Source organism: Rhizobium sp. 18055 (assembly GCF_902706285.1).
In the GTDB taxonomy this organism is placed as follows: Bacteria; Pseudomonadota; Alphaproteobacteria; order Rhizobiales; family Rhizobiaceae; genus Rhizobium.
Window position 1 is genome coordinate 371,449 of sequence record NZ_CACSKD010000004.1, and the last position, 24,855, is coordinate 396,303.

At 61.7% G+C, this 24,855-nt stretch carries 23 protein-coding genes and 1 pseudogene; 9 read left to right on the forward strand and 15 right to left on the reverse strand.

What is annotated here, in order from left to right; all coding sequences use genetic code 11:
- The first annotated feature begins 71 nt into the window (after window positions 1–71).
- A complete protein-coding gene (locus GVL52_RS10330; protein ID WP_244619147.1) occupies window positions 72–1,043 on the forward strand; it encodes an alpha/beta hydrolase in 972 nt (323 codons plus the stop codon).
- Between the two features lie 23 nt (window positions 1,044–1,066).
- Here GVL52_RS10330 and GVL52_RS10335 read toward each other — a convergent pair whose 3' ends face one another.
- From GVL52_RS10335 to GVL52_RS10355, 5 genes are all read right to left on the reverse strand, one after another.
- A complete protein-coding gene (locus GVL52_RS10335; RefSeq protein WP_160006498.1) occupies window positions 1,067–2,524 on the reverse strand; it encodes a sensor domain-containing diguanylate cyclase in 1,458 nt (485 codons plus the stop codon).
- Between the two features lie 255 nt (window positions 2,525–2,779).
- On the reverse strand, window positions 2,780–3,823 hold the full coding sequence (locus GVL52_RS10340) for a sulfate/molybdate ABC transporter ATP-binding protein (RefSeq protein ID WP_160006500.1): 1,044 nt from the start codon (window positions 3,821–3,823) through the stop codon (window positions 2,780–2,782).
- A 9-nt stretch (window positions 3,824–3,832) separates the two neighbouring features.
- On the reverse strand, window positions 3,833–4,705 hold the full coding sequence (gene cysW, locus GVL52_RS10345; protein ID WP_160006502.1) for a sulfate ABC transporter permease subunit CysW: 873 nt from the start codon (window positions 4,703–4,705) through the stop codon (window positions 3,833–3,835).
- Window positions 4,695–5,552, reverse strand: a complete 858-nt coding sequence (gene cysT / locus GVL52_RS10350; RefSeq protein ID WP_160006504.1) for a sulfate ABC transporter permease subunit CysT — start codon at window positions 5,550–5,552, stop codon at window positions 4,695–4,697. The genes cysW and cysT overlap by 11 nt, the downstream gene beginning before the upstream one ends.
- Window positions 5,553–5,560: 8 nt before the next feature.
- Window positions 5,561–6,586 (reverse strand): sulfate ABC transporter substrate-binding protein, encoded by a 1,026-nt coding sequence (locus tag GVL52_RS10355; protein WP_160006506.1) that lies wholly within the window; start codon window positions 6,584–6,586, stop codon window positions 5,561–5,563.
- 354 nt (window positions 6,587–6,940) lie between these two features.
- Here GVL52_RS10355 and GVL52_RS10360 point away from each other — a divergent pair, with 354 nt between their 5' ends.
- The gene (locus GVL52_RS10360) at window positions 6,941–7,984 is read left to right on the forward strand and encodes an NAD(P)-dependent alcohol dehydrogenase (protein WP_160006508.1); all 1,044 of its coding nucleotides are present in this window, start codon (window positions 6,941–6,943) and stop codon (window positions 7,982–7,984) included.
- A gap of 21 nt (window positions 7,985–8,005) precedes the next feature.
- Here GVL52_RS10360 and GVL52_RS10365 read toward each other — a convergent pair whose 3' ends face one another.
- The 10 genes and pseudogenes from GVL52_RS10365 to GVL52_RS10410 form a co-directional block, all read right to left on the reverse strand.
- Window positions 8,006–8,575, reverse strand: a complete 570-nt coding sequence (locus GVL52_RS10365) for a DedA family protein (RefSeq protein ID WP_160006510.1) — start codon at window positions 8,573–8,575, stop codon at window positions 8,006–8,008.
- Between the two features lie 44 nt (window positions 8,576–8,619).
- Window positions 8,620–8,844 (reverse strand): annotated as a pseudogene (locus GVL52_RS10370) (pyruvate/2-oxoglutarate dehydrogenase complex dihydrolipoamide dehydrogenase); the annotation flags it as partial.
- Window positions 8,845–8,936: 92 nt separating this feature from the next.
- The gene (locus GVL52_RS10375; RefSeq protein ID WP_160006512.1) at window positions 8,937–10,124 is read right to left on the reverse strand and encodes an acyl-CoA dehydrogenase; all 1,188 of its coding nucleotides are present in this window, start codon (window positions 10,122–10,124) and stop codon (window positions 8,937–8,939) included.
- A 170-nt stretch (window positions 10,125–10,294) separates the two neighbouring features.
- Window positions 10,295–11,662 carry a guanine deaminase gene (gene guaD, locus GVL52_RS10380; protein ID WP_160006514.1) on the reverse strand — a complete coding sequence of 456 codons (1,368 nt, stop codon included), beginning with the start codon at window positions 11,660–11,662 and terminating at the stop codon, window positions 10,295–10,297.
- A 167-nt stretch (window positions 11,663–11,829) separates the two neighbouring features.
- On the reverse strand, window positions 11,830–12,687 hold the full coding sequence (locus GVL52_RS10385) for an aromatic ring-hydroxylating dioxygenase subunit alpha (protein WP_160006516.1): 858 nt from the start codon (window positions 12,685–12,687) through the stop codon (window positions 11,830–11,832).
- A 13-nt stretch (window positions 12,688–12,700) separates the two neighbouring features.
- Entirely contained in the window at window positions 12,701–14,101 is a 1,401-nt protein-coding gene (locus tag GVL52_RS10390; protein WP_160006518.1) for an 8-oxoguanine deaminase, read from the reverse strand.
- Between the two features lie 15 nt (window positions 14,102–14,116).
- Complete coding sequence (locus tag GVL52_RS10395) at window positions 14,117–15,052, reverse strand: ABC transporter permease (protein ID WP_160006520.1); 936 nt, start codon at window positions 15,050–15,052, stop codon at window positions 14,117–14,119.
- An 11-nt stretch (window positions 15,053–15,063) separates the two neighbouring features.
- Window positions 15,064–16,107, reverse strand: coding sequence for an ABC transporter permease (locus GVL52_RS10400; protein ID WP_160006522.1), 1,044 nt, complete (start codon window positions 16,105–16,107; stop codon window positions 15,064–15,066).
- A gap of 1 nt (window position 16,108) precedes the next feature.
- Complete coding sequence (locus tag GVL52_RS10405) at window positions 16,109–17,683, reverse strand: ABC transporter ATP-binding protein (protein WP_160006524.1); 1,575 nt, start codon at window positions 17,681–17,683, stop codon at window positions 16,109–16,111.
- Between the two features lie 78 nt (window positions 17,684–17,761).
- On the reverse strand, window positions 17,762–18,883 hold the full coding sequence (locus tag GVL52_RS10410; RefSeq protein ID WP_160006526.1) for a BMP family ABC transporter substrate-binding protein: 1,122 nt from the start codon (window positions 18,881–18,883) through the stop codon (window positions 17,762–17,764).
- Between the two features lie 450 nt (window positions 18,884–19,333).
- Here GVL52_RS10410 and GVL52_RS10415 point away from each other — a divergent pair, with 450 nt between their 5' ends.
- From GVL52_RS10415 to GVL52_RS10445, 7 genes are all read left to right on the forward strand, one after another.
- Window positions 19,334–19,579 carry a hypothetical protein gene (locus GVL52_RS10415; protein WP_244619141.1) on the forward strand — a complete coding sequence of 82 codons (246 nt, stop codon included), beginning with the start codon at window positions 19,334–19,336 and terminating at the stop codon, window positions 19,577–19,579.
- A 13-nt stretch (window positions 19,580–19,592) separates the two neighbouring features.
- Window positions 19,593–20,267 (forward strand): Rieske 2Fe-2S domain-containing protein, encoded by a 675-nt coding sequence (locus GVL52_RS10420; protein ID WP_160006528.1) that lies wholly within the window; start codon window positions 19,593–19,595, stop codon window positions 20,265–20,267.
- Window positions 20,267–20,899, forward strand: a complete 633-nt coding sequence (locus GVL52_RS10425) for a glutathione S-transferase family protein (RefSeq protein ID WP_160006530.1) — start codon at window positions 20,267–20,269, stop codon at window positions 20,897–20,899. The genes GVL52_RS10420 and GVL52_RS10425 overlap by 1 nt, the downstream gene beginning before the upstream one ends.
- An 18-nt stretch (window positions 20,900–20,917) precedes the next feature.
- On the forward strand, window positions 20,918–22,720 hold the full coding sequence (locus GVL52_RS10430; protein WP_160006532.1) for an adenine deaminase: 1,803 nt from the start codon (window positions 20,918–20,920) through the stop codon (window positions 22,718–22,720).
- Window positions 22,720–23,649 (forward strand): LysR family transcriptional regulator, encoded by a 930-nt coding sequence (locus GVL52_RS10435; protein ID WP_160006534.1) that lies wholly within the window; start codon window positions 22,720–22,722, stop codon window positions 23,647–23,649. Before GVL52_RS10430 ends, GVL52_RS10435 begins: the two co-directional genes overlap by 1 nt.
- Window positions 23,650–23,742: 93 nt before the next feature.
- Window positions 23,743–24,243: a thiamine pyrophosphate-binding protein gene (locus GVL52_RS10440; RefSeq protein WP_160006536.1), complete on the forward strand. Its 501-nt coding sequence runs from the start codon at window positions 23,743–23,745 to the stop codon at window positions 24,241–24,243.
- On the forward strand, window positions 24,240–24,848 hold the full coding sequence (locus tag GVL52_RS10445) for a thiamine pyrophosphate-dependent enzyme (RefSeq protein WP_160006538.1): 609 nt from the start codon (window positions 24,240–24,242) through the stop codon (window positions 24,846–24,848). The genes GVL52_RS10440 and GVL52_RS10445 overlap by 4 nt, the downstream gene beginning before the upstream one ends.
- Window positions 24,849–24,855: the final 7 nt, after the last annotated feature.

The window sequence follows — 24,855 nt, forward strand, 5'->3', positions numbered from 1 at the left end:
CAATCGGCCGACTAAGACCGGCAGTGACGGAAATGGCCGGGGCCGCATTGCCTGCCGCAACAGCCGTGGCTCTGTCGTTTCTCTGTCTGTCTGCACCCCTTTCTGCGGCCGAGCAGCCCGCCCAGACCGAGGGATCGAAGGCGCAAGTCGAAGAGCTTCTGGACAAATGGGGTGAGCACTACTCGAAGGCGAGCACGCTGGCAGAGCGGCGCGAGGCTTTCGAGAAGCTGATGCTCAAGACACCGGGGCCATCCCGGGTGCAGATCAGACAGGTGGATGCGGGCGGCGTCGATGCGGAGTTGATCTGGCCGGCGCGCGTTCATTATCCGATCGGCAAGCGCGCTGTCCTCTATGTTCACGGCGGCGGATTTTACAGTGGCTCGCTGGATACGCACCGGGCATCAGCGGCGTCCTTTGCAAAGGCGGCCTCTGCCGACGTGCTGCTGATCGACTATCGGCTGGCGCCGGAATACCCCTATCCCTCGCAGATCGACGATACCCTGACTGCTTACCTATGGCTGCTCGATTCCGGCTATGAGAGCGGCAACATCGTTGTCCTCGGCGATTCTGCCGGCGGCAATCTGGCGATCGAAGCGACGCTGCGGCAGATCCGATTGAAAGGCCCCGTTCCCGCAGCCGTTATCGCGATAAGCCCGATCACCGATCTTGCGGCGACAGGGGCGTCGATCAAGGCGAATGCGGCCAGTGATCCCTTTGGCAATGCCCTGCAGATCGAAGCCGCCCGCAAGGCTTATCTCGGCGATCGCTCGGCTGTGGACCCGAAAGTGTCGCCGCTTTATGCTGATATGAAAGGGTTGCCGCCGTTGCTGTTGCAGGTCGGCTCACGGGAGATCGCACTCGACGACACGTTGCGATTTGCGGACAAGGCGCGAGAGGCCGGCGTCGATGTGACGACCGAGGTGCTGCCGGGGATGATCCATCAATGGCAGTTGTTCCCCTTCTGGCTCGACGATGCCCGCCGTTCGAACCAGCGCGCCGCAGAATTTGCGCTGCAGCATTTTGCCGACAAGCCGCGCCAGTAGCGACGACATACGGCAAGGCCTGATCAGGCGAGCGCGATTGCCGTCGCAGCTTTGCGGTTGGCGTGGTGCGCCCGCTTCTGCTCGTACATTGCCAAATCGGCTCGCCGTACCATGGCTTCCATCGTCTCGCCGGGCTCGCTTGTCGCCAAGCCCACCGAGATGCCGAGCGGGGCATTCGAGTAGAACTGATTGTTGATCTTCAAAAGTTCGTGGATGGTTTCGAGCAGCGTCAGGGCAGCCTGCCGGTCGGCGCCCGGCATCAGCACCGCAAACTCGTCGCCGCCGATGCGGGCCGCATGGTTCGGCACCGAGATCGCGCCGTTCAGCACTTCGCCGAGCCGGCGCAAGAGGGCGTCGCCGGCATCGTGACCGAGCTGGTCATTGGCCTCTTTCAGCCCGTCGAGGTCGATAACGAGGGCTGACACGGGCCGCAGAGATTTGCGTTGTAGGCGGTTCAGTTCGTCCATGTAGAAGGCGCGGTTGTGCAGCTTGGTCAGGACATCGTGCTTGCCGAGATATTCAAGATAGGCTTCGGCCTTCTTTCGGGCAGTGATGTCGGTCAGCGCAATCTGGGCCCGCGACCAGTCCCTCTCGTGCCCGGGAAAGATCGAGAATTGCAAGAGAACATGGCGCTCCGAGCCATCGAGCGCATAGTTGACCACCTCACGCTGGTGAAACAGATTACCGTTCCAGAGCTCGATGAGTTGCTCTCGGAAGGTCTTTTCCATGTCGTCGCGGAAGATATCTCCGATGCGCTGCAGCAGCGTGCTTCGATCCGGTGCGCCGAAAAGATCTAGCGTCGCCTTGTTGACCTCGATAACGCTGATCTCGCTCATGCACTGGGTGACGAATTCCGGATGCACGTCTGTAAACACCCGAAAATCGACGATGCCGCGATTGCGGACGTCCTCGATCAGAGCCTTGATGCGGCTGAAATCCTCGATCCAGAGGGACACGGGTGAATGCTCGAATATTCCTTCCGCATAGAGCCGGTTTTCCTGCTCTCTGCGTCGCCCCGCCTCGCGGGCGCTGACGTCCTCGGTCGTCAGAAGCAGTCTGCCGAGCGTCTCCTCGTAGCCGGGCAAAACCGCGCCACGCAGTTGAATATCGAGCCGCCGGCCTGACAGCGTATAGTTCACCGCGCTGCCACTGAATTCCATCTTGCCCTCCCACAGGGCTTCAAGTTCATTCACATGGCTCTCCAGCATCTCGTCGCGAAAGACGTTGGAAAGATTGGCCGTCAGGTGGTCCTGGCTGTCGGCTTCAAAGAGGTCGAGTGTCTTCTGGTTGACCCGCAAGATCCGGATGCTCTGTGAGCAGGCGGCGACCCGGCTGAGATCTTCCTCCAGAAAAGCCCGGATATCGGTAATCCCTGCCTGTCGCCAAAGCTTGAATTGTGCCTGAACCCCGCTGAAATCCTCAATCCACATTGCAATCGGCGACAGATCAAAAATGTCGAGGTCGGAGGCAAGGCTTGTCATGGTCAGGTCTTTCAATTCGATCAGCTTTCAGGCCGCGCTCGGCACACGCATCGGTTGGCCCAATCACCCATAACGCTCAATCGTAAAGCGGAGCTTGACGTCAGCGGGAACGGTAGTGGTCAGCGACGCGATTTTTGTGTCGATTTGACGCCAAAGGTTCATTGGCGATCTTTTTTGCGTGATGCAGAAACGCCAAGAGGACGGCTCACCGCCGTCCCCTCTATTGGAAGCATCAGGATAACTGCCCGGACAGGCTCAGGCGGGCCTGAACAATTTCCAGCGCGTCGGGCGGAACACAATTTTGCTGCGGTCGAGGCTACCGGCGGCTGCCGGCGGCAGCTCCAGTTCGATCGGTGGATGGCCCTTGCCAATATCGATCTCGACATGACGCGTTCCGGCAACACGCCGGCTGCTGGTCAAAAGCCCGGCGATACAGTCCTCTCCGCCGTCGCGAATTTCGATGTCGTGCGGGCGGAAGTAAAGGCTCGCCTCTCCGTCCGGCTCGCCCTCTGCCTTGAGGCCGAGCGAGCGATCCTCGAACCAGATATCACCGCCGGAAATTTTTACTTTCAGACAGTTCGACTGGCCGACGAAGCCGAACACGAAAGGTGAATTCGGATGATCGTAGACCTCGTCAGGCGTGCCGACCTGCTCAATTGCACCCTGGCTCATGACGACCACGCGGTCGGCGAGTTCCATTGCTTCGTCTTGGTCGTGGGTCACGAAGACCGTGGTGTGACCGGTCCTGTCGTGGATCTCCCGCAGCCATTTGCGCAGATCCTTTCGCACCTGCGCGTCGAGTGCGCCGAAAGGCTCATCGAGAAGCAGCACGTTCGGCTCCACCGCCATGGCGCGGGCAAGCGCCACTCGCTGGCGCTGGCCGCCGGAGAGTTGCGCGGGATAGCGTTTTTCAAGGCCCGGAAGCTGTACGAGGTCGAGCAGTTCCAGCGCCCTTCTGCGGATTTCGTCCCGCGGCGGCCGGCGCGCCGAATGGCGCACCTTGAGCCCGAATGCGACATTGTCGAGCACGGTCATATGCCGGAAAAGCGCGTAGTGCTGGAATACGAAGCCGATGTTGCGCTCCTGCACGCTCTTTTTCGAGGCGTCCTCGTCACCGAAATAGATCAAGCCATCGGTCGGGCTTTCCAAGCCGGCGATCAGGCGCAGCAAGGTGGTCTTGCCGGAGCCGGACGGGCCGAGCAGCGCGATCAGTTCGCCGGAATGAATGTCGAGCGACACGTCATGCAGAGCCGGAAACCGATCGAATTCCTTGCGTAGGTTTTGAACACGAACTTCCATTCTAATTCCTCAGTGCCGCCGGCTCGCGGCTATTTCGTCGCTGTATCGCAGTTCCAGCAAGGTCTTCAAAACAAGGGTGACAAGCGCCAGCAGGGCCAGCAGCGTGGCAACGGCGAAAGCCCCGGTGAAGTTATACTCGTTGTAGAGAATTTCCACCTGCAGCGGCATGGTGTTGGTCTGGCCACGAATATGGCCCGATACGACCGAGACGGCGCCGAATTCACCCATGGCGCGGGCGTTGCAAAGCAGCACGCCGTAGAGCAGGCCCCATTTGATGTTCGGCAGGGTCACATACCAGAAGGTCTGCCAACCGCTGGCGCCAAGCGAAATCGCTGCCTCTTCGTCGCCCGTCCCCTGTTCCTGCATCAGCGGGATCAGTTCGCGGGCAACGAAAGGGAAGGTCACGAACATCGTCGCCAGGATCAGCCCCGGCGCCGCAAACAGGATCTTGATGTCATGGGCGCTCAGCCACTGGCCGAGATAGGTGTTGGCACCAAGCAGCAGGATGAAGACCAGGCCGGAGATAACCGGCGAGACCGAGAAGGGCAGGTCGATCAGGGTGGTCAGCAAAGCCTTGCCCTTGAACTCGAACTTGGCAATCGCCCAGGCGGCGGCAAGGCCGAAAACCACGTTCAACGGCACGCTGACGCCGGCGACGATCAACGTCAGACGGATCGCCGAAAATGTTTCGGCATCCTGCAACGCTGTGAAAAAAGCGCCTGCGCCCTTGCGGAAGGCCTCGACGAACACGGCCGCCAGCGGCAGCATCAGGATGAGGGTCAGGAACACCATCGAGATGCCGATCAGCGTCCAGCGCGCCCACCGATGTTCGGTGGTGACGGAACGAACCTTGGCCGTGGGGGTGTTGATATCAGGCGCCATTGCCGTACCTCCGTCTGCTCCAGCTCTGGATGAGGTTGATCACCAGCAGCATGGCGAAAGAAAGGATCAGCATGACGGCGGCGATGCCGGTTGCCGCTGCATAATTATACTCTTCGAGCTTGATGACGATCAGCAGAGGGGCGATCTCCGATTTGAACGGCAGGTTGCCGGCGATGAAGATGACCGATCCGTACTCGCCGACGCCACGGGCGAAGGCGAGCGCGAACCCGGTGAGAACGGCAGGTGCCAGGCCCGGCAGCAGAACGCGCCAGATCGTCTGGAAACGATTGGCACCGAGGGTGGCCGCTGCTTCCTCCACTTCCTTGTCGATCTCTTCCATCACGGGCTGGACGGTGCGCACGACGAAGGGCAGGCCGACGAAGACCAGCGCCACGACGATGCCGACGGGCGTGAAGGCGATCTTGATGCCGAGCGGCGTCAGGAATTGCCCGATCCAGCCGTTCGGCGCGTAAAGCGTTGCCAGCGCGATGCCGGCAACGGCGGTCGGCAATGCGAAGGGCAGGTCGACCATGGCGTCGATGATCCGCTTGCCCGGAAAGCGGTAACGCACCAGCACCCAGGCCAGCACAATGCCGAAGACAACATTGACGCAGGCCGCCGCAAAGGCGGTGCCGAAACTGATGCGCAGCGCATTGAGCGTGCGTGGATCGATGGCGATCGACCAGAATTTTGCCCAGCCGAGTTCGCTCGAGCGCCAGGCAAGGCCCGAAAGAGGGATGAGGATCAGGAGGGTAAGCCAGATCAAGGTAAAGCCGAGCGCCATTCCAAATCCTGGAATGACGCTCGGCCGCCTGAACCGCCACCGCGTGGGGCTATGTGCTCTCATGCGACTTATTATTGGGCCGGCTTGTAGATTTGGTCAAATACGCCGCCGTCCCCGAAGAATTTCGGCTGCGCCTCCTTCCAGCCACCGAAGTCGTCGATGGTGGCAAGCGTCAGCTTGGGGAAGCGGGCGATATCAGCCGGATCGGCAGCTTCCGGCTTGGTGGGACGGTAGAAGTGCTTGGCGGCGATCTTCTGTCCTTCGTCGGAATAGAGGTAGTTGAGATAGGCTTCCGCGACCTTGCGGGTGCCCTTCTTGTCGACATTGCCATCGACGATGGCAACCGGCGGATCGGCACGGATCGAGAAGCTAGGCGTCACGATCTCGAACTGATCGGGGCCGAGCTCTTCGAGCGACAGATAGGCTTCGTTTTCCCATGCGAGCAGAACATCTCCGAGGCCACGCTGAACGAAGGTGGTTGTTGCGCCGCGCGCACCGGTGTCGAGAACGGGAACATGCTGAAGCAGCGCGGAGACATAGGCCTGGGCCTTTGCTTCATCGCCGCCATTGGCCTGCTTTGCCCATGCCCAGGCAGCGAGAAAGTTCCAGCGCGCGCCACCCGACGTCTTCGGGTTCGGGGTGATGACCTGAATGTCGTCCTTTACTAGATCGCCCCAATCCTTGATGCCCTTGGGGTTGCCCTTGCGGACGAGGAAGACGATCGTGGATGTGTAAGGCGTCGAATTGTTGGGGAATTTGGTCTTCCAGTCGGCGGGGATCTTGCCGGTCTTCTTGGCAATCGCATCGATGTCGCCCTCAAGCGCCAAAGTCACGACGTCGGCATCAAGGCCATCGATAACAGACCGCGCCTGCGCACCCGAGCCACCATGCGATGCCTGGATCGTCACCGTCTCACCGGTGTCCTTTTGCCATTTCTGCGCGAAGGCGGCGTTGAAATCCTTGTAAAGTTCCCGTGTCGGATCATAGGAGACGTTGAGAAGCGTCTGGTCGGCGAAAACTGGTGCGACAGCGCCGATGGCGAAACTGCCTGCCAGAACCGCGGCCGCTAAGAGCCGGGTAATCCGTTGTGCGTGCATGGGGACCTCCTTCGTTTGTTGTCCAAACACTACCAAGTTGGTCGTATAATGAAACGAAGATTGTTTCTGTTCCATGCGGCACTTCTGGAATGAACTGCCATTTCGTGTGTTGTTTTGAAATGAATGTACTTGTCTTGAGCCCGGCTTACCGTTTGAGGATCAGGTGGACGATGTTGCGAGAAGCGGCCGGAAATGCCGGGCTGACACATTGCAGAACTGCTGCCTGAGCATTCCGTTATCGCATGAGCAAAAGCCTTCGCAATGGAATTGAATTGGGCAGGCTTCCGGTCCTATAGTCCCGCCAACGCCGCACTCGACTCGGGGCGCGGGGAGGCAGAGGGAAGGAGACTCACGATGACGAAAGTCCGCGCACTGGTGCTCGAGCGCCAGCATGAACTCGCGATCCGCGATATCGATCTACCGATGGAAACCGGGCCGGGGCAGGTCAAGATCAAGATCCACACGGTCGGTGTCTGCGGATCTGATGTCCACTATTATACTCATGGCAAGATCGGCCCCTTTATCGTCAATGAGCCTATGGTGCTCGGCCATGAGGCTGCGGGCACGGTGGTCGAGATCGGCGCCGGCGTCACGCATCTGAAGGTCGGCGATCGGGTTTGCATGGAGCCGGGCATTCCCGATCCGAACTCCAAGGCGAGCCGGCTCGGCATGTACAATGTCGATCCTTCCGTCAGCTTTTGGGCCACCCCGCCAGTTCACGGCGTCCTGACAGCTGAAGTCGTCCATCCCGCCAACTACACATTCAAGCTGCCTGATCATGTCAGCTTTGCCGAAGGCGCGATGGTCGAGCCTTTTGCGGTCGGCATGCAGGCCGCAACAAAAGCGAAGATCGCGCCTGGCGATACGGCCGTGGTGCTTGGAGCCGGCCCGATCGGCACGATGGTGGCGATTGCAGCGCTTGCCGGCGGTTGCGCCCGCGCGATCGTCGCCGATCTCGCCCAGCCGAAGCTCGATATCGCGGCCCAGTATCAGGGTGTGATCCCGGTCAATATCCGCGAGAAGAACCTTGTCGAAGAAGTGTCGCGGTTGACGGATGGATGGGGCGCCGATGTCATCTTCGAATGCTCCGGTTCAGCGAAGGCCTGGGAGACGATCATGGAATTGCCTCGCCCGGGCGGCGTGGTCGTTGCTGTCGGTCTGCCGGTCAATCCGATCGGCTTCGATGTCTCGACAGCGTCGACGAAGGAGATCCGTATCGAAACGGTGTTTCGCTACGCCCATCAATATGAGCGCTCGATCGCCCTGCTCGCTTCCGGCCGCGTCGATCTCAAGCCGCTGATCTCGGAGACGTTCGCCTTCGATGAATCGATCAAGGCTTTCGATCGCGCGGTCGAAGCGCGACCGAGCGATGTCAAGCTGCAGATCGTGATGGAATAGCCGACAACACCTCGCCTCAGGCTAAGACTGGCTGAAGCGAGGCTTCATCTTGCGATAGGCGAGGGCCGCGCCGGCAATGACGGCCGCGGCTCCAAGCGCCAAAAACAGGTGATGATGGAGCGGTAGCCGGCCCATCATCTGCTCGATGCCATGGCCGAAAAGATAGCCGAGCGCCGTGAAAAGTTGTCCCCAGACGACCGCGGCAATCGCGTTCAGCAATACGAATTTCGCAGTCGATATGCGCGTCGTGCCGATCACGATCGGGCTGATCGTGCGCAGTCCGACCAGAAACCGGAATGCGAAAATGAAGCCCGTGGGGTAGCGCTCGAGAAGCGTCGTCACCCGCGTCAGGGCAGGCGTTTCCATCAGGCGTCGCACCGTGCGCCAACGCGCAGCGTAGCGTCCGGCAAAAAACCACATCTGATCGCCGGCGAAAGAGCCTGCAGATGCGACCAGCGATGCGGACCAGTAGGGCAAAAGTCCGCGGTGCGAGATCACGCCGCCGAGAAAGGCTGCCGTTTCACCTTCGAACGCGGTGCCCAGAAAAATCGCAAGCAGGCCATAATGTTCGATCAGATGTTCGATGGACACGGCTGACACCTTCAGGCTTTGGTCGTCTGTTGCAGTTGCGCAAGCTATACAGCCTTCAGGTCGCGGAGCAATGTCGGGATCAATTCCGACACCGTCGGGTGGATCGGCACGGACCATTCCAGCGCGTCAAAGGGTGTCTCGGCATTGATCGCGTTGATGAGGCCGTGAATGGCCTCGTCACCTTCTGTTCCAGGAATAGCGGTGCCGAGGATCTGCCTCGTCGCAGCATCGGCGGTGACTTTCATGAGGCCTTGGGTTTCGCCCCGTTCGATCCCCATTCGCAGCCGCAGGATCGTTTGGCGATCAAGGAAGGCTTGCACATTGCTAGCCGGGTTGCAAATTGGCCGGTGGTGATAACGGCTCAATTCGAAAAAGCCGCGATCCCTGTTATGGCGCGCCCGAGGATCAGGGCATGGATGTCATGCGTGCCCTCATAGGTGTTGACCACCTCGAGATTGACGAGGTGACGCGCCACGCCGAATTCATCGGAGATGCCGTTGCCGCCAAGCATGTCGCGGGCCAGCCTGGCGATCTCGAGCGCCTTGCCACAGGAGTTGCGCTTGACGATCGAGGTCAGTTCTACCGGCGGATGGCCGTCTTCCTTCATGCGGCCGAGCCGCAGGCAGCCCTGCAGTCCCAGCGCGATTTCGGTTGCCATGTCGGCCAGTTTCTTCTGGATCAACTGGTTGGCCGCCAGCGGCCGGTCGAACTGCTTGCGGTCGAGCGTGTACTGTCGCGCTCTGGCATAGCAGTCTTCGGCAGCCCCCAGCGCGCCCCAGGCGATACCGAAGCGGGCCGAGTTCAGGCATGTAAACGGGCCCTTCAGGCCGGAAACATTTGGTAGCAGGTTCTCCTCGGGCACGAAGACGCCGTCCATCACCACTTCACCTGTTATCGAGGCGCGCAAACCGATCTTACCGTGAATGGCGGGTGCCGTCAGGCCCTTCCATCCCTTCTCCAGGATGAAGCCGCGGATCACGCCATCCTCGGTTTTCGCCCAGACGACGAAGACATCGGCGATCGGCGCGTTCGAGATCCAGGTCTTGGCGCCGGAGAGGCTGTAGCCGCCCTCGACCTTCCGGGCGCGCGCCGCCATCGAGCCCGGGTCCGAGCCGTGGTTCGGCTCGGTGAGGCCAAAGCAGCCGATCCACTCGCCGGTGGCAAGCTTGGGCAGGTATTTCTGCTTCTGCGCCTGCGAGCCGAAGGCGTCGATCGGCACCATGACCAGCGAAGACTGCACGCTCATCATCGAGCGGTAGCCGCTATCGACGCGCTCGACCTCGCGGGCAATCAGGCCGTATGCGACGTAGCCGAGGCCGGCGCCGCCATATTCCGGCGTGATCGTCGGGCCGAGCAGCCCCAGTTCGCCCATTTCGCGGAAGATGGTGGGATCGGTCTTCTCGTGGCGGAATGCTTCCAGCACACGTGGGCTGAGCCTGTCCTGCGCGTAGGAGTGGGCGGTATCGAGCACCATGCGCTCCTCGTCGGTGAATTGCTCGACGAGCCGGAAAGGGTCGGACCAGTCGAAATTCTCGCGGGTGTGCTGCATGGTCCATCCTCCTCGCTCCGTCGCCAGCCAATGCCGCCGACACCCAATGGGATAGCGCCGGGGGCAAAGGGCGTCAACACGCGGTCTCTTGGCTTTTCCGCTCGACCGGTCGGTCGAACCGCCACGATGTCCCGGCAATCATCGAGATGCTGCGCGGCTGAGCTTTCGCCCTACGGCAGGCGAACGTTCAGGCCGCCGACCCAGGTGGAGGCGATATTCGGTTTGGAGGCGGTGTTGATGATCTTCTGCAGGATCTGCTCGCCGTCATCGAACTCCTCGAACAGCCGCACAGATCCCTTTTGCGCCTTGGTGTCGATGACGATCGCATCGAACAGGTAGCCGGGCTTGAACTGGCCGATAGGAAGATCGAGCGCCACCCCGCCACCGGCCGTAGCAATGTAGAAGGCATCGCGAAAATCGATCTGCGCGGGGCCGAAGGTCGCGCGCGCCGGCGCGTCGAGATTGGGATCGACACCGCTTTCCAACGCCCGCGACATCAGGATAGCACCGCGGCAGTTGTCCAGCATCGAGGCGCTCGGGCCACCGGATATATCGGTGCCGAGGCCGACATGCAGGCCCTTGTCGAGCGCGGCCCGCAGCGGGAAAACCGCGTTGGCGAAATAGACGTTGGACAGCGGGCAATGGGCGACGGCTGCCTCACGCTCGCGCACGCGGTCCATGTCGTCGTTCGTCAGGAAATTGGCGTGGGCAAGAATGGTGCGGCGGCCAAGCAGGCCGAAACGATCAAGCGCCTCTGTATCGGTGACGCCGTAGCGCGACAGCACATAGCCGTGCGCCCAGTCGCTCTCCGAACAGTGCGTCTGTACGTGGCAGCCGCATTCCTTCACCAGCGCTCCCAGCCCTTCAAGCGTCGCATCGGTGCAGGACGGGATGAAGCGCGGGGTGATCACAGGCAGGACACGCCCTTCGCCATTATCGGGATGGGCGTTGATGTAGTCGATCAGCGCCCGCGTGCCTTCGATGGCTTCTTCCGGCGAGGCGTCGCGATAGTCGTCCGGGCATTCGTCCGCATTGTCCATTGCCACCTTGCCGATCAGCGCGCGCTGGCCCTTTTCGAGGCAGATATCGGCAAGCGTTCGGGTCGCATCCTGATGCACGGTGGCAAAATAGAGGGCCGTCGTGGTGCCATTGGCGAGCAGATCATCGACGAGCAGGCCATAGCTGCGCCTTGCGAAGGCAAGGTCTTCATAGCGGGCCTCCAGCGGGAAGGTGTACTTCTGCAGCCAGACTTCCAGCGGCACGTCGAGTGCGCTGCCGAGTTGCGGATATTGCGGTGCATGAACGTGAAGATCGACAAAGCCCGGCAAAAGATAGGAGCCAAAGGGCAGGGTGACGAGTTCGCCGGTTTCTTCGCGTGCATCGCGGATCGTGCGGTAGTTCGGATCGGTCGGGCGGTGGATGGCGCTGATCGTTCCGTCTGCGCCGATGTCGATCAGGACCTCGTCCAGAATGTCGATCTTTCCGCGTTCCGGCGCATGGAAGCCGGAGGCGCAGAGCGTCTTGTTACGCAAATCCAATGCTGTATTCCTAAAGTCAGTCGTGGCTTCAATGTCTGCGCTAGAATATGCACACGTTGAAATCTATGGCAGATCTCAATTGTGTCCATGTCAGGAGCCCTGCGTTTTTAACGCAGCTGCCGTGCGTTTCACGCAGAATTGCGGTCTGAGATGAGATGGCCAGGCCGTCAGGCAGCCATGGCCGTCGTGCCGTAGGTGATGCCCTTTTCCTTCAGCCAGCGGCGATAGGCGATCGAGCTTGCGTCGGCGCGGGTCGGAATTTCGGCGCGCGCTTCCATCGGCAGCAGCACCGGGCGCTGGTTTTCGAGGATGATGCGGTCCTGCAGGAAGATCAGCTGCTGGAAATGCACGAGTTCCGTCGTCGTCGAGACGTCGTCGATCAGGAACATCACGGGATGGGCGATGCAGCGGTCCGGATCGAGCGGCTGCACGAACAGGCAGATCACATCCGAGCGATTGGCCGAGTTCGGGCAGGTCTTGTAGAGCAGCGTCGTGAACGGCGTCATCACCCGGTAGATGTAATCCGTCATGATCCCATCGGTCGCGGACAGTGCCGCCTGTGGCTGGAAAAACTGGCAGTTGGTTGCCCAGACCTCATCGACATCGCGGCGGATCTCGGCGTTGTAGTGCATCACTTCGGTGTGTGGCTCGGCGCCGAGGATGTCGGTGTGGACAAACGGGAAATGCGCCATGTCGAGAAAGTTCTCGATGATGCGCAGGCCGGACGCCCGCACCATGACCGCGCCGCAGTTGACCACGCGCCGGTCTTCTTCATCTGCTTCCGGCAGTGCGAAAAGCCCGCCCCTGGGTTCGCCCAATGTTGCCCAGACGAGTCCGAAGCGCTTGATGATTGGCAGCGGTTCATCACGGTCGCTGGCCTTGACGGTGACAGTCCCATCCATGGCGCGATCGATCGTAAGGTCGTTGCCCAGCAGGCGCGTGGTCGAATGGCCAAAGGCGATTTCGGTCTCGGTGCCGAGCGGATACCACTGGTCGAGGGCGGCCTTGTCGGAACACTTGCTCATCGGGCGCTCGCTTTCATTGATCATAGATACGGTCCATCACAGTCTGATGGCTTGCCAGCAATCCGTCCACATCCAAATTGCGGAACTGGCCTTCAGCGATGATCTCGCGGCCGTTGATGTAGGAATAGTCCACCTTGAACGGGCCGCACATCACCAGTGCTGCCAGCGGGTCGCGCTGCGTGCCGGAGAGGCCAAGCTGGTTCAGTTTGACCGCGATGAAATCGGCGCTCATGCCCGGCGCGAGCTGGCCGATATCGTCACGGCCGAGGATTTTCGCACCGCCGCGTGTCGCCATCGTCAGCGCCTCGCGGGCCGACAGCGCTTTCGGCGTGCCGCCGAAGCCGCCGCGTCCGCCTGGTGTTTCCGAGAGGTACCTGTTGGGCGCAACACGCTGCAGCATCATCGCCAGCCGTGCTTCCATGAACATGTTCGAGGTGTCATTGGAGGCCGAGCCATCGACGCCGAGGCCGACATTGACGCCCATGTCGAGCATTTCGCGAATCTTGGCGATGCCCTGGCCGCAGCGCATGTTGGCGGAGGGGCAGTGGGCGACGCCGGTGCCGGTATCGGCAAACAGCTTGATCTCGTCCGATGTCATGAAGATCGAATGCGCGAACCAGACGTCCGGTCCCAGCCAGCCTACCGATTCGGCAAAGCCCACCGAGCGCATACCGTAGACATCGTGGCAGTAGTCTTCTTCGAAGAGGTCTTCGGCCAGGTGCGAATGCAGGTGGACGCCCTTGTGGCTGCGTGCAAGGGCTGCGGCGTCCTTCATCAGCCCGGGCGTCACCGAGAAGGGTGAGCATGGTGCAAGGATGATGCGGCTCATCGAATGGCGGGAATTGTCGTGATAGCCGTGGATCAGCCGCTCGGCGTCCTTGAGGACATCCTCTTCCTTCTCGACGCAATTGTCGGGCGGCAGGCCGCCCTGGCTCTGGCCACGCGACATTGCGCCGCGCGCTGCGTGGAAACGAAGGCCGAGATCGTTGGCGGCGTCGATCGTCGCGTCGAGCGTGCAGTTGTTCGGCAGGATGTAGAGATGGTCGGAGCTGGTGGTGCAGCCGGAGGCGATCAGTTCGGCCATGGCGACGCGCGCAGAGACGCCGATCGCATGATCATCCAGTGCCGACCAGATCGGATAAAGCGTCTTCAGCCAGACAAGCAGTTCGTCGTCCTGCACCATCACGCGGGTGAGGTTCTGGTACATGTGGTGGTGGATATTGACCATGCCGGGCATGACGATGTGGCCGGAGAGATCGAGCTCGCGATCGGCGACGACGCCCTCGAATTCCGCCACTGGGCCGACCGCTTCGATGACATTGTCGCGCACCAGGATAGCGCCGTCCCTCAGTTCGCGGGCATCGTCATCAAAGGTGGCGAGGTGGCTGATGTTCTTGACGAGAAGTGTGGTCATGGTTCTAGCGCGCTCCTATCGAACGTCGCGATAATAGGGCAGGCCGATCGCGGCGGGTGCGGCCATGATCCGTCGCATGCGCTGCCAGGCGAGAACCGGCACGATGATGAAGGCCATGGTGCCGAGATAGGGGAGCATCGACAGGAAGGCCGGGGCAATCGGCCATCCGCGCGCCTGGCCGACGAAGCCGAGGGCGGTGATGAAGCCGAACAGCAGGCCGGAGAGGACGGCCGGGATTGGCCGGTATCCGGCAAAGATCACCAGCGCCACGGCAATCCAGCCGCGCCCGGCGACGACACCATCCGACCACGACGGCACGAAGGTCAGCGTCAGATAGGCGCCGGAGCCGGCGGCAAGCGCCGATCCTGCGGTCACATAGGCGAAACGGATCAGGTTGACCGGAATGCCGGCGGCGTCGGCCGCTGCCGGGTTCTCGCCGACGGCGCGCAGGTTGAGGCCGTGGCGGGTGCGGAACATGATGTAGCTGAGGCCGACCGGCAGGATGATGAAGATCAGATAGATCAGGATATTCTGCGAGAAGAAGGCTGGCCCGAGTATCGGGATCTTGCTCAGGATAGGCACTTCGATCGGCGGAAAGGTGGCGCGGGCGGGCATGCCGGAATAGGCGCGGCCGATGGTCGAGGCGAGGCCGCTGCCCATCAGCGTCAGCGCCAGGCCGCAGAGCACCTGATTGGCGCGCAGGATCACGGTGGCGAAGGCGAAGATCGCGCCGAACAGGGCACCGACCGCAAGCGCTGCGAGAAAGCCGACCGTTGGCGAGGGGATGGAGGCGACGGTTGCAATCGCCGTCAGCGCGCCCAGCGCCATCAGGCCCTCGACGCCGAGATTGACGACGCCGACGCGCTCGGCCAGCACCTCGCCGAGGGCCGCCAGCGCCAGCACACCGCCGGCCAAGAACGCTGTGGTAAAGAGGCCGGTCAAAAGATCCATGGTTGCTCTCCTCAGGCCTTGTCGCGGGCGATGCGGTAATGGGCGAGTTCGTCGCCGATTGCCGTCAGGAACAGAATGAGACCGGTAATCGCCAGCACCGTCGAGGTGGTGAGCCCCTGGGTCTGAAGAATGATGCCGGAGTTCAGGATGAAGGCCATCAGCGCTGCCGAAAAGATCACGCCGACAGCAGAGCTACGGGCGAGGACTGCGACCATGATGCCGAGATAGCCGTAGTTGTTGGAGATGCCACCTTGCAGGCGATGCACGGTGCCGGCGATCTCGAGCATGCCAGCGAGGCCTGCAATGGCGCCCGAAAGCAGCATGACGGTGATCAGGTGGCGACGGACCGGCATGCCGGCATATTTCGCCGCGGACGGGTTGGAGCCGACAAGACGGACCTCGTAACCCCAGCGGGAATAGGCGAGCAAGCCGCCGACCAACAGCGCGACGATGATGGCGATCGGCAAGCCCCAATGGATCGAGCCCCAGAGCTCCGGGATTTCGGCCGACAGGCGCGGCGTTGCCGAGTTTGCCATGCGGTCGCGCCAGGCATTGGTCGAGACGAAATAGACGAGCAGGATCGCCACGAAGTTGAGAAGCAGGGTGGTGATCAGCTCGTTGACGTTGGCATAGGCGCGCGCAAGCGTCGGAATTAGGATCCAGACCGCGCCGCCGACGAGGCCCGCGAAGAACATCAGCACCAGAATGAGCGCCGGTGGGCCGGGCACGAAGAGGCCGACGGCGGCCGCCGCAAAGGCGCCGGCGTAGAACTGGCCCTCGGCGCCGATATTCCAGGCGCCGATCTGCTGGGCAACGGCCACCGAAAGGCCGGTCAGGATCAGCGGAATGACGAGGACGCCAAGGTCCTCCATGCCGAAGCTGGAGCCGAAACTGGCATCGACCACTTCCGAGGCGAGCTCGATCGGATTGGCGCCGGTGAACGCGAGAATGATGCCGGCGAAAACCAGCGCCAGAATGATCGCGACTGCGCGTGCGGCAAGCGCGATGCCGGGAGAGGCGGAAGGGAGACGCTGGAGGCGGTAGGATGCGGCCATCTCAGGCGACCTCACGGGCCTGGGTGCGGCCGCCCATCAGCAGGCCAATCTCGTCGATATCGGCCTTGTCGTTGTCGACGATCCCCATGATCTTCCCTTCATAAAGCACGGCAATGCGGTCGGAGAGATTGAGCAGCTCTTCGAGTTCTTCGGAAATCAGAATGATGCCGGCGCCGGCATCGCGCAGCTCGACGATGTAGCGCAGCATGGTGTTGATGGCACCGACATCCAGACCGCGGCTCGGATAGGCAGCAATCAGTACCTTGTCGGCGATGCGCATTTCGCGGCGGGCGACGAGGCGCTGTTGGTTGCCGCCCGAGAGGTTGCGGATCGGCATGCCGAAATCGGGGATGGCGACATTGGCGGCCGCGGCGATCTCCTTGGCAAGCGCCGTCGCTGCACCCGGCTTATAGCTCCCGCCTGAAGAGACCGGCCGCTTCTTGTATTCGCGCATCACGGCGTTGACAGTGATGCTGAGCGCAGGCGCCAGGCCGCTGTGCAGGCGGTCTTCCGGAATATGGCCGATGCCGCTTTCGGCAAAGGCGGCGGCATTGCTTTTGTCGATAGGTTTGCCGTCGATCAGGATTCTCCCGGCGCTGACCGAGCGAATGCCGGTCAGGACCTGGCTGAGTTCGCGCTGGCCGTTGCCGGCAACGCCTGCAACGCCGACGATCTCGCCGGCGCGCACGTCGAGCGAAATGCCGTGCAGCGCCTCATTGCCGCTGTCGCCGATCGCCGAGACATTCTCGAGAGACAGGACGGGCATGGCGGACATCGGCACGGCGCCGACGGGGCGGGCGCGCATGTCGGCCAGCACAATATCGCGGCCGACCATCAGCTTGGCCAACATACGGGGATTGCAGTCGGCTGTCTTTTCGGTGGCGATCTTCCTGCCGCCTCGCAGGATGGAGATGCGGTCAGAAATTTCCAGCACTTCGTCGAGCTTGTGACTGATGAAGATGACGGCATTCCCGCCGGCCACGAATTCGCGCAGCGCCTTGAACAGTTCGCGGGCTTCGGCGGGCGTCAGGACAGCGGTCGGCTCGTCCAGGATCAGCACGCGGGCCTGGCGCGCCAGCACGCGCAGGATCTCGACGCGCTGCTGCTCGCCGGTGGAGAGGTCGCTAACCCGTGCGCCGGGTTGGGTCTGCAGATTGAATTTCGAGGCCAGTGCGGCGGTACGCTGTTCCAGCACCTGCGCCGAAGCGCGCCGTGGTGTTTCCGACCAGCCGAGATGGATGTTTTCGGCAACGGTGAAGGCCTGAACCAGCTTGAAGTGCTGGTGCACCATGCCGATACCGGCAGCAATTGCCTGCACCGGTGTGGCGAATTCCCGGGCGTAGCCATCGATGATGATCTCGCCCGCATCGGCCCGGTAGATGCCGGTCAGGATGTTCATCAGCGTTGATTTGCCAGCGCCGTTCTCGCCGAGCAGCGCATGGATCTCGCCCGGCATCACCTCGAGATCGACGTTCTCGTTGGCGATGACACCGGGGAAATATTTGGCGATGCCCTTCAGCTGAACGAGAGGCGGTGTGCCCGGCGGGGTAATGTAACGGGTCGCGTTTTCAGTCATGAAATGGCACCGGAAGGATAAGGCGATGAGCCCGGCCGATCGTCGATGACCGGGCTCTTGGCGTGGAAGGTTTGTGGATCAGGCGGAGAGGCCGCTGACGCCCTCGACCGACCAGTCCCAGTTGTAGAGCTCAAGCTCGGTCATCGTCTGGCCGGCAGCGACGCGCACCTTGCCGGTGGAGTCCTTCAGTTCTCCGGTGAACGGCGACCAGCCGCCCATGATCTTTTCGCGCACGGCGTCTGCAGCAGCAGCAACGTCGGCCGGAACCTTTTCGCCCCACTTGTCGCGATCGACGCCGGCGCCCATGGCAAACAGCTGTTCGCTCGGCGCCCAGGTGCCGGCAAGACGCTTGCCGACCTGATCGACGTAGAACTTGGTGAAGTCGATGAGGATCGACGAGACATAGGAGTTGGGACCATAGCGACGGATGTCGGTGTTCCACATCGCAGCCCAGACACCGCGTTTTTCGGCGACCTGCAGATAACCGGCTTCGTCCATGATGCCGAACAGGAAGTCGCAGCCATTGTCGATCAGCGCCGTGCCGGCCTGGGTGGCGGCCTGCGGATCGAACCAGGAGTTGATGACGATCGTCTGCAGCGTTGCATTCGGGTTGACGGTGCGGGCACCCATCAGGAAGGCGTTGGTCGAGGTATAGACGGAAGCAACAGGGAAGGAGGCCACATAGCCGAGCTTGCCGGTTTTCGACAGATGGCCGGCGGCAACGCCGAGAACATAGGTCGGGTACCAGTGGGCGAGGTAGTACCAGCCGAGATTGTCCATGGTGACGTGGCCGTTGCACTCCATGAAGGCCACTTCAGGCGCGCGCTTGACCACTTCATGCAGGAAGTCGCCGTTCGACGAGGTGTCGAAGATCATGTTGGCACCCTCCGACACGAACTGGCGGTAGGTGCGCGTTGCGTCTGCGGAGTAGGGGATGTTCTCGACTTCGAGAACCTTCTTCAGCTTCGGATAGGCCTGCTTGACGGCGAGCAGGCCCTGATGGTGGGCCCAGGTCCAGCCCTCGTCGGAGATCGGGCCGACATGGCCGAAGCCGACGACGGCATCCTCTTCCTTGATGGCAGCAAGCGGCGAGGCGGCAAGCGCCTGGCGGGCAAAGCCGGCCGGCAGCATGGCTGCGGCAGCGCCGGCAGCGCTCATGTTCAGAAATCCGCGGCGGGAAAGCGTACGCAAGTCGATCATGGAGTTCCCTTTTTTGTTTTGACGCGGCTGGCCGCGCTTTTGCTTTGTAATCGTTTTGGTGCTGGTGTCTTCGACGCAACAACTATGCCAGTTGGCCTTGTTCCTCCGAGCAGTCGGGCCTGGCTACCGATCGTCCGGGTCTTTGCTGCAAGCCGATGTTGAAAATGGCGCGATCGTGCCTCCTCAACGATCCTGCGGATGTCCCCGCGCAAAGCCCCGTCGGGCCGTAGACAACGCGACGGCGCCAGACTGGCAAATCGACGTTGTTCGCAATAGGCCGAATTTTCGGATGATCATGATGCGCCAAAGGCAACAAGTCTGCGTGCAAAGCCACTTGAATTTCGATCCAGACAATGCCTAAAATGCCCAAAAGTAAAGCATGGCTATTTTATGTGCATTACGATGTAATTTTAGACGCGGGGTGAGGCGGATGCAGGCGATGAGCGAACAATGTCCGGGATAATTCAGGCGGCTCGCTTCACCTTTCGCGGGCAGATGGTGTGCGAGAGCTTCACCGAATTTGCGCTGCATCGCGCCCGCCGGCTGGATCTCGCTATCGATTTCGGCCTTTGCGATTCGGGATCGGCAACGCTTTCGGTGAAGGGCCAGGAGGATCTGGTCGATGCGTTCGAGATGGCCTGCAGCCTTGGCCCCTATGATTGCATTATTCTTGATATCGAGCGCGCGGCAGCGTGAAGAGGAGTGAACCATGAAATTGAATGAGGGTTGGGTGCCGGTCGCGCTGTCGTCGTCGATCGAGGCCGGCACATCGGCAGGTGCCGTGGTCGAGGGCAGCGAGATCGTCGTCTGGCGCGACAATAGCGGCAATGCCCATGTGTGGGAGGATCGCTGTCCGCATCGCGGCATGCGGATGAGCTTCGGCTTCGTGCGCGGCGATCACATCGCCTGTCTCTATCACGGCTGGCAGTACGACACCGCTGGGCAATGTCGCTACGTCCCGGCGCATCCGACGCTGGAAGTGCCGCAGACCATCAAGGTGCCGACCTATCTCTCGAAGGAGAAGTACGGGATCATCTGGACGACGGCCGATGAAGAGAGCGCGCTGCCGGATGCCGGTACAACAGGCGAGATCACGCCGGTTCGTAGCCTCTATGTCGATCGGGCGATTGGCGACGTTATCACCGCTTTCGAGGAAGCCGGCATGACGGCGCTTTCGGAGCAAGCCGGCAAGGTGCTGCTTGGCGATGATCTCCTGTTCATCGGCTTTCAGGCGACATCGGACGCGAAGGCCGCTGTTCACATCGTCATTCTGGGCTCGCCGGCGATCCATGCCGGCGCCAAGCAGAAGCACTATGCCCAATGGGCCGAGGGCCTCCGGTTTGCGCTCGAGCAGGCTGCAGTGCCTGTGGCGGAGGTCGCCTGATGTCCGGGATCACGCTCTACAGCTACGAACTCGACGAACAGAGTTATCGCGCCCGGCTTGCGCTTTCGATACTCGGGCTGCAGTGGACGACCATCGCGGTCGACATGTTTCCGGGGGAGGAACAGAAGAAGCCGCCGATGCTGGCGCTGAACCCGCTCGGCACGCTGCCGGTCATTCGCGACGGTGACCTCGTGCTGTCGGGCACGGCGGCGATCCTGCTCTATCTCGCCAAGGCCTACGATCACGACAGGCGCTGGCTGCCGGATGATCCCGCAGCCTTCGGCGCGGTGACAAAATGGCTCGGCTTTTCCGAGACGGCGCTGGCGCCGGCGGTCGAGGCGCGGCTGCAGTCGCTGTTCGATACGCCGGGAGACGCGAAAGCGATGCACCAATCGGCGCGCAAGGCCTTCCGGATCATGGATGATCACATGACGGCACGTCATTTCGACGGCAAGGAATGGTTCGTCGGCGACGGACCGACGCTTGCCGATCTCGCCCTGTTCCCGTCCTTCGCGCTCAGCCGCGACTATGGTGTCGATCACGACGAGTACCCGGCGCTGCGCCGCTGGATTCGGCGTGTCCGCGCGCTAAAGGGCTTCCATACGATGCCGGGCATTCCCGACTATCATTGATTTCAGATCGGAGTTTTCATGAGCACGCTCACCCGTTTTTCCGTCAAGCCGCTGTCGATGCTGACACGGACGCTCGCCGACGTTGCTTTCGGGCGCCGCGACCCGGATCTGGTCATCCAGGGCGCGCGGGTGCTCTCGACCTACTCCGAGCGTATCCTGGCCGATAAGGAAATCTGGGTCTCCAATGGCCGCATCGCCGCCGTCAAGCCTTCCGGCAGTTATCGCGGCGGCTCGGCCAGGCTCTACGATGCGCGTGGCGGTATCATTGCACCGGGGCTTGTCGATCCGCACATCCATATCGAATCCAGCATGGTGACGGCCTGCGCCTATGCCGAGGCAGCCTTGCTCAACGGCACGACGACGATCTTCTGCGACAGCCACGAGATCGGCAACGTCATGGATGTCGCCGGCGTCGAGGCGATGCTGGAGGATGCGCGGCAGGCGCCGCTGTCGATCTTCCTGACGGTGCCAAGCACGGTGCCGGCGACATCGCCGCAACTGGAAACGGCCGGTGGCGATCTGACGCCTGAAAAGATTGCCGCGCTGTTCGACAAATGGCCGGAGGCGGTGGCGCTCGGCGAAAAAATGGACTTCGTGCAGGTGGCGATGGGCGACGAGCGCAGCCACGCTATCCTCGCCGCCGCCCTGCAGCGCGGTCGCCCGGTTTCCGGCCACGTCTATGGCCGTGAGTTCGTCTCGGCTTACGCAGCGTCTGGCGTCACCGATACGCATGAAGCGATCGACCGTGATATCGCCGACGACCTGCTGGAGGCTGGTATCTGGCTCTTCCTGCGCGGTGGCCCGCCGACGACACCGTGGCACAGCCTGCCGCACGCCATCAAGACGATCACCGAACTCGGCGCTTCGCACAAGCGCATTGCCGTCTGCACCGACGACCGTGACGCCGACGATCTCCTGTTGTTCGGCCTCGATTGGGTCACCCGCGAGGCGGTGAAGGCTGGCATGACCAAGGAACAGGCCTGGGCGATGGGTTCGCTGCATGGTGCGACGCGCTTCGGCATGGAGAATGAGATCGGTGGGCTTGGCGGCGGACGCCGCGCCGACCTCGTGCTTTTGACCGACGATCTGAAGCCGGTGAACACCTGGTACGGCGGCGAACTGGTTGTGGAGGATCGCAAGGTGACGCCCATCCTCGAGGAGGCGCTGTCCAAGCCCTATCGTTACCCGGATGCCGCCTACCACACCGTCAAGCTGCCAAAGAAGCTCAAGCTGACGCCGGATCTGCCGACCGAGAAGGTCATTGCCCACACGATCAAGACCGAATTGCCCGGCATCACGCTTGGCCATCACAAGGTGACGCTCGATCCTGCCAACGACTGGCAAACGCATTTCGACCGGCACGGCCTCTGCTTCGTCACCGTCGTCGAGCGTCACGGAAAATCTCCCGGCAATATCGGTTACGGTCTGCTGCACAGCTTCGGCCTGAAGCGCGGTGCTGTTGCCTCCTCGGTTGGCCACGATAGCCACAACATCATCGTCGCCGGCGCCAACGAGGCGGATATGCAGGTGGCACTCGATGCGATCGAGTCGACGCAGGGCGGCGTTTGCGTCGTCATGGACGGCAAGGTCACCGCGATGGTGCCGCTGCCGATCGCCGGCTTGCTCTCCGACAAGCGCGTGCACGAGGTCGCGGAAGAAACCAGGGCGCTGAAGGTCGAGTGGGAAAAGGCCGAGTGCACCATCGCTTATATGGGCTTCAACCTCATTCCGCTCTCCGTCATTCCCGAGATCCGCATCACTGACAAGGGGCTGGTGCTGGTGCCGGAGATGGAGATCCAGACGCTGTTCGAGCCGGTCTGATGGATCCATACCGTTTGGGCCTTGTCGCCACCCGTATCCATTATTTCCAGCTGGTGGCAAGGCTCGGCTCGATCCGCCAGGCGGCGCAGGCGCTGAACGTCGCGCCATCCTCCGTCAGCCGCATCCTGCGTCAGTTGGAGGAAGAGCTTGGTACGTCATTGTTCGAGCGCGTCCGGCAACGTCTGAAACTCACCAGCGCCGGCGAGTTGATGCTGTATCGCGCTCGCCTCAGTCTGTCTGAGCTCAACCGGGCCTGTAGCGAGATCAACGATCTGCACGGCCTGCACCGCGGTACGGTGTCGGTCGCCGTGATCGAGAGCGTGTCGCGCGGCATCATGCCGGATGCCTTGCAGGAGTTCTGGAAGCGGCATCCCGGTATTTCCGTCAATGTGCGGGTGATGGGCTCGCAACAGGCAGCGAACGCCGTGGCCGAGGGCGAATGCGATCTCGCCGTGGTCTTCGACATCAAGGTGCCGCGCAATGTTCGGCGCATCGCAACGGTATCGTTGCCACTCGGCGTGCTGGCGCTGCCAAACAGCCGTTTTGCAGAGAAGAAGGAACTGAAGCTGTTCGATCTTGCCGGCGAAAGCGTCATCCTGTCGGACTCCAGCCTGACGCTCGGCAGTTGGATCGAGGAAGCCTTCAGCCGCTCCTTCATCGATTTGACGCAGCGCGCCCGCACCAATTCGATCGGCCTGATGGTCGATCTTGCCAAGCGCGATCTCGGCACCGTGCTGCAGACCCGCGTCGGCATCGAGCAGGAGATTGCCGATGGCACGCTGACATTCGTGCCGTTGCGCGATCCGAAGCTCAATGCGCGCAAGCTGATGCTGCTGTCGCGCTCGGAGAAAGAGATGTCCGATGCGGCCTCGGCTCTCGGCAAGCTGCTGGCGCAGTCGATCGAGCGCTCCGGCGAGACGGCATTGTGAGTTGTTGCGTTTTGCGCATCACTTCGATCAAAAAATAAGGACTATTGCGAACAACTGCAGTTTGCGACTTTCGCGCTCAAATGAGGACGCACAATGAAAAAATCTGCAGTTGATGCCGTCATTCGCGGCCTGAAAAAGGCCGGTGTGAGCATTGTTTGTTATCTACCGGACTCGCTGTTCAAGGAACTCTATCCGGCGCTCGACGCCGACCCGGATATTCGCACCATCCGGGTGACGAACGAGGGCGAGGGGGCTGCCATTTGCGGTGGCGTGTTTCTCTCCGGCAAGCGCGCGGCGCTGATCATGGAAAACTCCGGTCTTCGCGCTTCCGTCGAGCCTCTGGCCCGGATGGGGCTCGGTGCCGGCATTCCTGTCGTGATGCTGATGAGCTATCGCGGCGAACTCGGCGAGAACAACTGGTGGGCCATTCCGCACGGCATCACCATGGAGCCGGTGCTGGATGCGCTACGTATTCCCTACCGCGTGGTGCGCGAGGAAGAGGCGATCGAGCGCGCCATCACCGATGCCTATCACTGGTCCTATGCCGCTTACTACCACTCGGCCATCGCGCTTGGCGGGGAGATCGTTCGATGAAACGTTTCGATTGCATGACGGCGCTCGCCGCCCGGCTCAAGGATGAACTGGTGATCCTGTCGCTCGGCGGCAGCGTCGATGAGTGGTACAATGCCGCTCCGCACATGCGCGATGCCAGCCTGTTCCAGCAGCAACTCGGCTGCGTGACGCCGCAGGCCTTTGGCCTTGCTGCAGGGTTGCCGTATCGACGCATCGTCTCGCTCGATACCGATGGCGGCATGATGTTCAATCTCGGTATCCTCGCCACGCTGGGCAACGAGCAGCCGAAGAACCTGTTCGTTGTCGTCTGGGACAATGAAATCTACCAGTCGATTGGGGGGCCGCCGACGCACACCGCCTTAGGCCGCGTCGATATCGCCGCGATCGCCCGTGGCTGCGGTATCGACAACGCCTATACCGCACGCACGGTCGAGGAGTTCGACCAGCATTGCGCAGCAGGGCTTGCCGCCGACGTTCCCTATGTGATCGTCGCCAAGGTTTCCGGCACCGTCCAGCCCGATATCAAGCGCAAGCACAGCGATGGACGCGAAGACAAATACATCTTCGTACGTCATGTCGAGGCGACCGAAGGTATCGTCATCATGGGGCCGAGCGAGCACAACTAGGCACCCG

Coding starts and splice junctions, on each gene's coding strand:
- GVL52_RS10335 (WP_160006498.1), bottom strand. CDS start 2,524: ATGACAAGCCTTGCCTCCGACCTCGACATTTTTGATCTGTCGCCGATT.
- GVL52_RS10340 (WP_160006500.1), bottom strand. CDS start 3,823: ATGGAAGTTCGTGTTCAAAACCTACGCAAGGAATTCGATCGGTTTCCG.
- cysW (WP_160006502.1), bottom strand. CDS start 4,705: ATGGCGCCTGATATCAACACCCCCACGGCCAAGGTTCGTTCCGTCACC.
- cysT (WP_160006504.1), bottom strand. CDS start 5,552: ATGAGAGCACATAGCCCCACGCGGTGGCGGTTCAGGCGGCCGAGCGTC.
- GVL52_RS10355 (WP_160006506.1), bottom strand. CDS start 6,586: ATGCACGCACAACGGATTACCCGGCTCTTAGCGGCCGCGGTTCTGGCA.
- GVL52_RS10360 (WP_160006508.1), top strand. CDS start 6,941: ATGACGAAAGTCCGCGCACTGGTGCTCGAGCGCCAGCATGAACTCGCG.
- GVL52_RS10375 (WP_160006512.1), bottom strand. CDS start 10,124: ATGCAGCACACCCGCGAGAATTTCGACTGGTCCGACCCTTTCCGGCTC.
- GVL52_RS10385 (WP_160006516.1), bottom strand. CDS start 12,687: ATGAGCAAGTGTTCCGACAAGGCCGCCCTCGACCAGTGGTATCCGCTC.
- GVL52_RS10390 (WP_160006518.1), bottom strand. CDS start 14,101: ATGACCACACTTCTCGTCAAGAACATCAGCCACCTCGCCACCTTTGAT.
- GVL52_RS10395 (WP_160006520.1), bottom strand. CDS start 15,052: ATGGATCTTTTGACCGGCCTCTTTACCACAGCGTTCTTGGCCGGCGGT.
- GVL52_RS10400 (WP_160006522.1), bottom strand. CDS start 16,107: ATGGCCGCATCCTACCGCCTCCAGCGTCTCCCTTCCGCCTCTCCCGGC.
- GVL52_RS10405 (WP_160006524.1), bottom strand. CDS start 17,683: ATGACTGAAAACGCGACCCGTTACATTACCCCGCCGGGCACACCGCCT.
- GVL52_RS10410 (WP_160006526.1), bottom strand. CDS start 18,883: ATGATCGACTTGCGTACGCTTTCCCGCCGCGGATTTCTGAACATGAGC.
- GVL52_RS10415 (WP_244619141.1), top strand. CDS start 19,334: ATGTCCGGGATAATTCAGGCGGCTCGCTTCACCTTTCGCGGGCAGATG.
- GVL52_RS10420 (WP_160006528.1), top strand. CDS start 19,593: ATGAAATTGAATGAGGGTTGGGTGCCGGTCGCGCTGTCGTCGTCGATC.
- GVL52_RS10425 (WP_160006530.1), top strand. CDS start 20,267: ATGTCCGGGATCACGCTCTACAGCTACGAACTCGACGAACAGAGTTAT.
- GVL52_RS10430 (WP_160006532.1), top strand. CDS start 20,918: ATGAGCACGCTCACCCGTTTTTCCGTCAAGCCGCTGTCGATGCTGACA.
- GVL52_RS10435 (WP_160006534.1), top strand. CDS start 22,720: ATGGATCCATACCGTTTGGGCCTTGTCGCCACCCGTATCCATTATTTC.
- GVL52_RS10440 (WP_160006536.1), top strand. CDS start 23,743: ATGAAAAAATCTGCAGTTGATGCCGTCATTCGCGGCCTGAAAAAGGCC.
- GVL52_RS10445 (WP_160006538.1), top strand. CDS start 24,240: ATGAAACGTTTCGATTGCATGACGGCGCTCGCCGCCCGGCTCAAGGAT.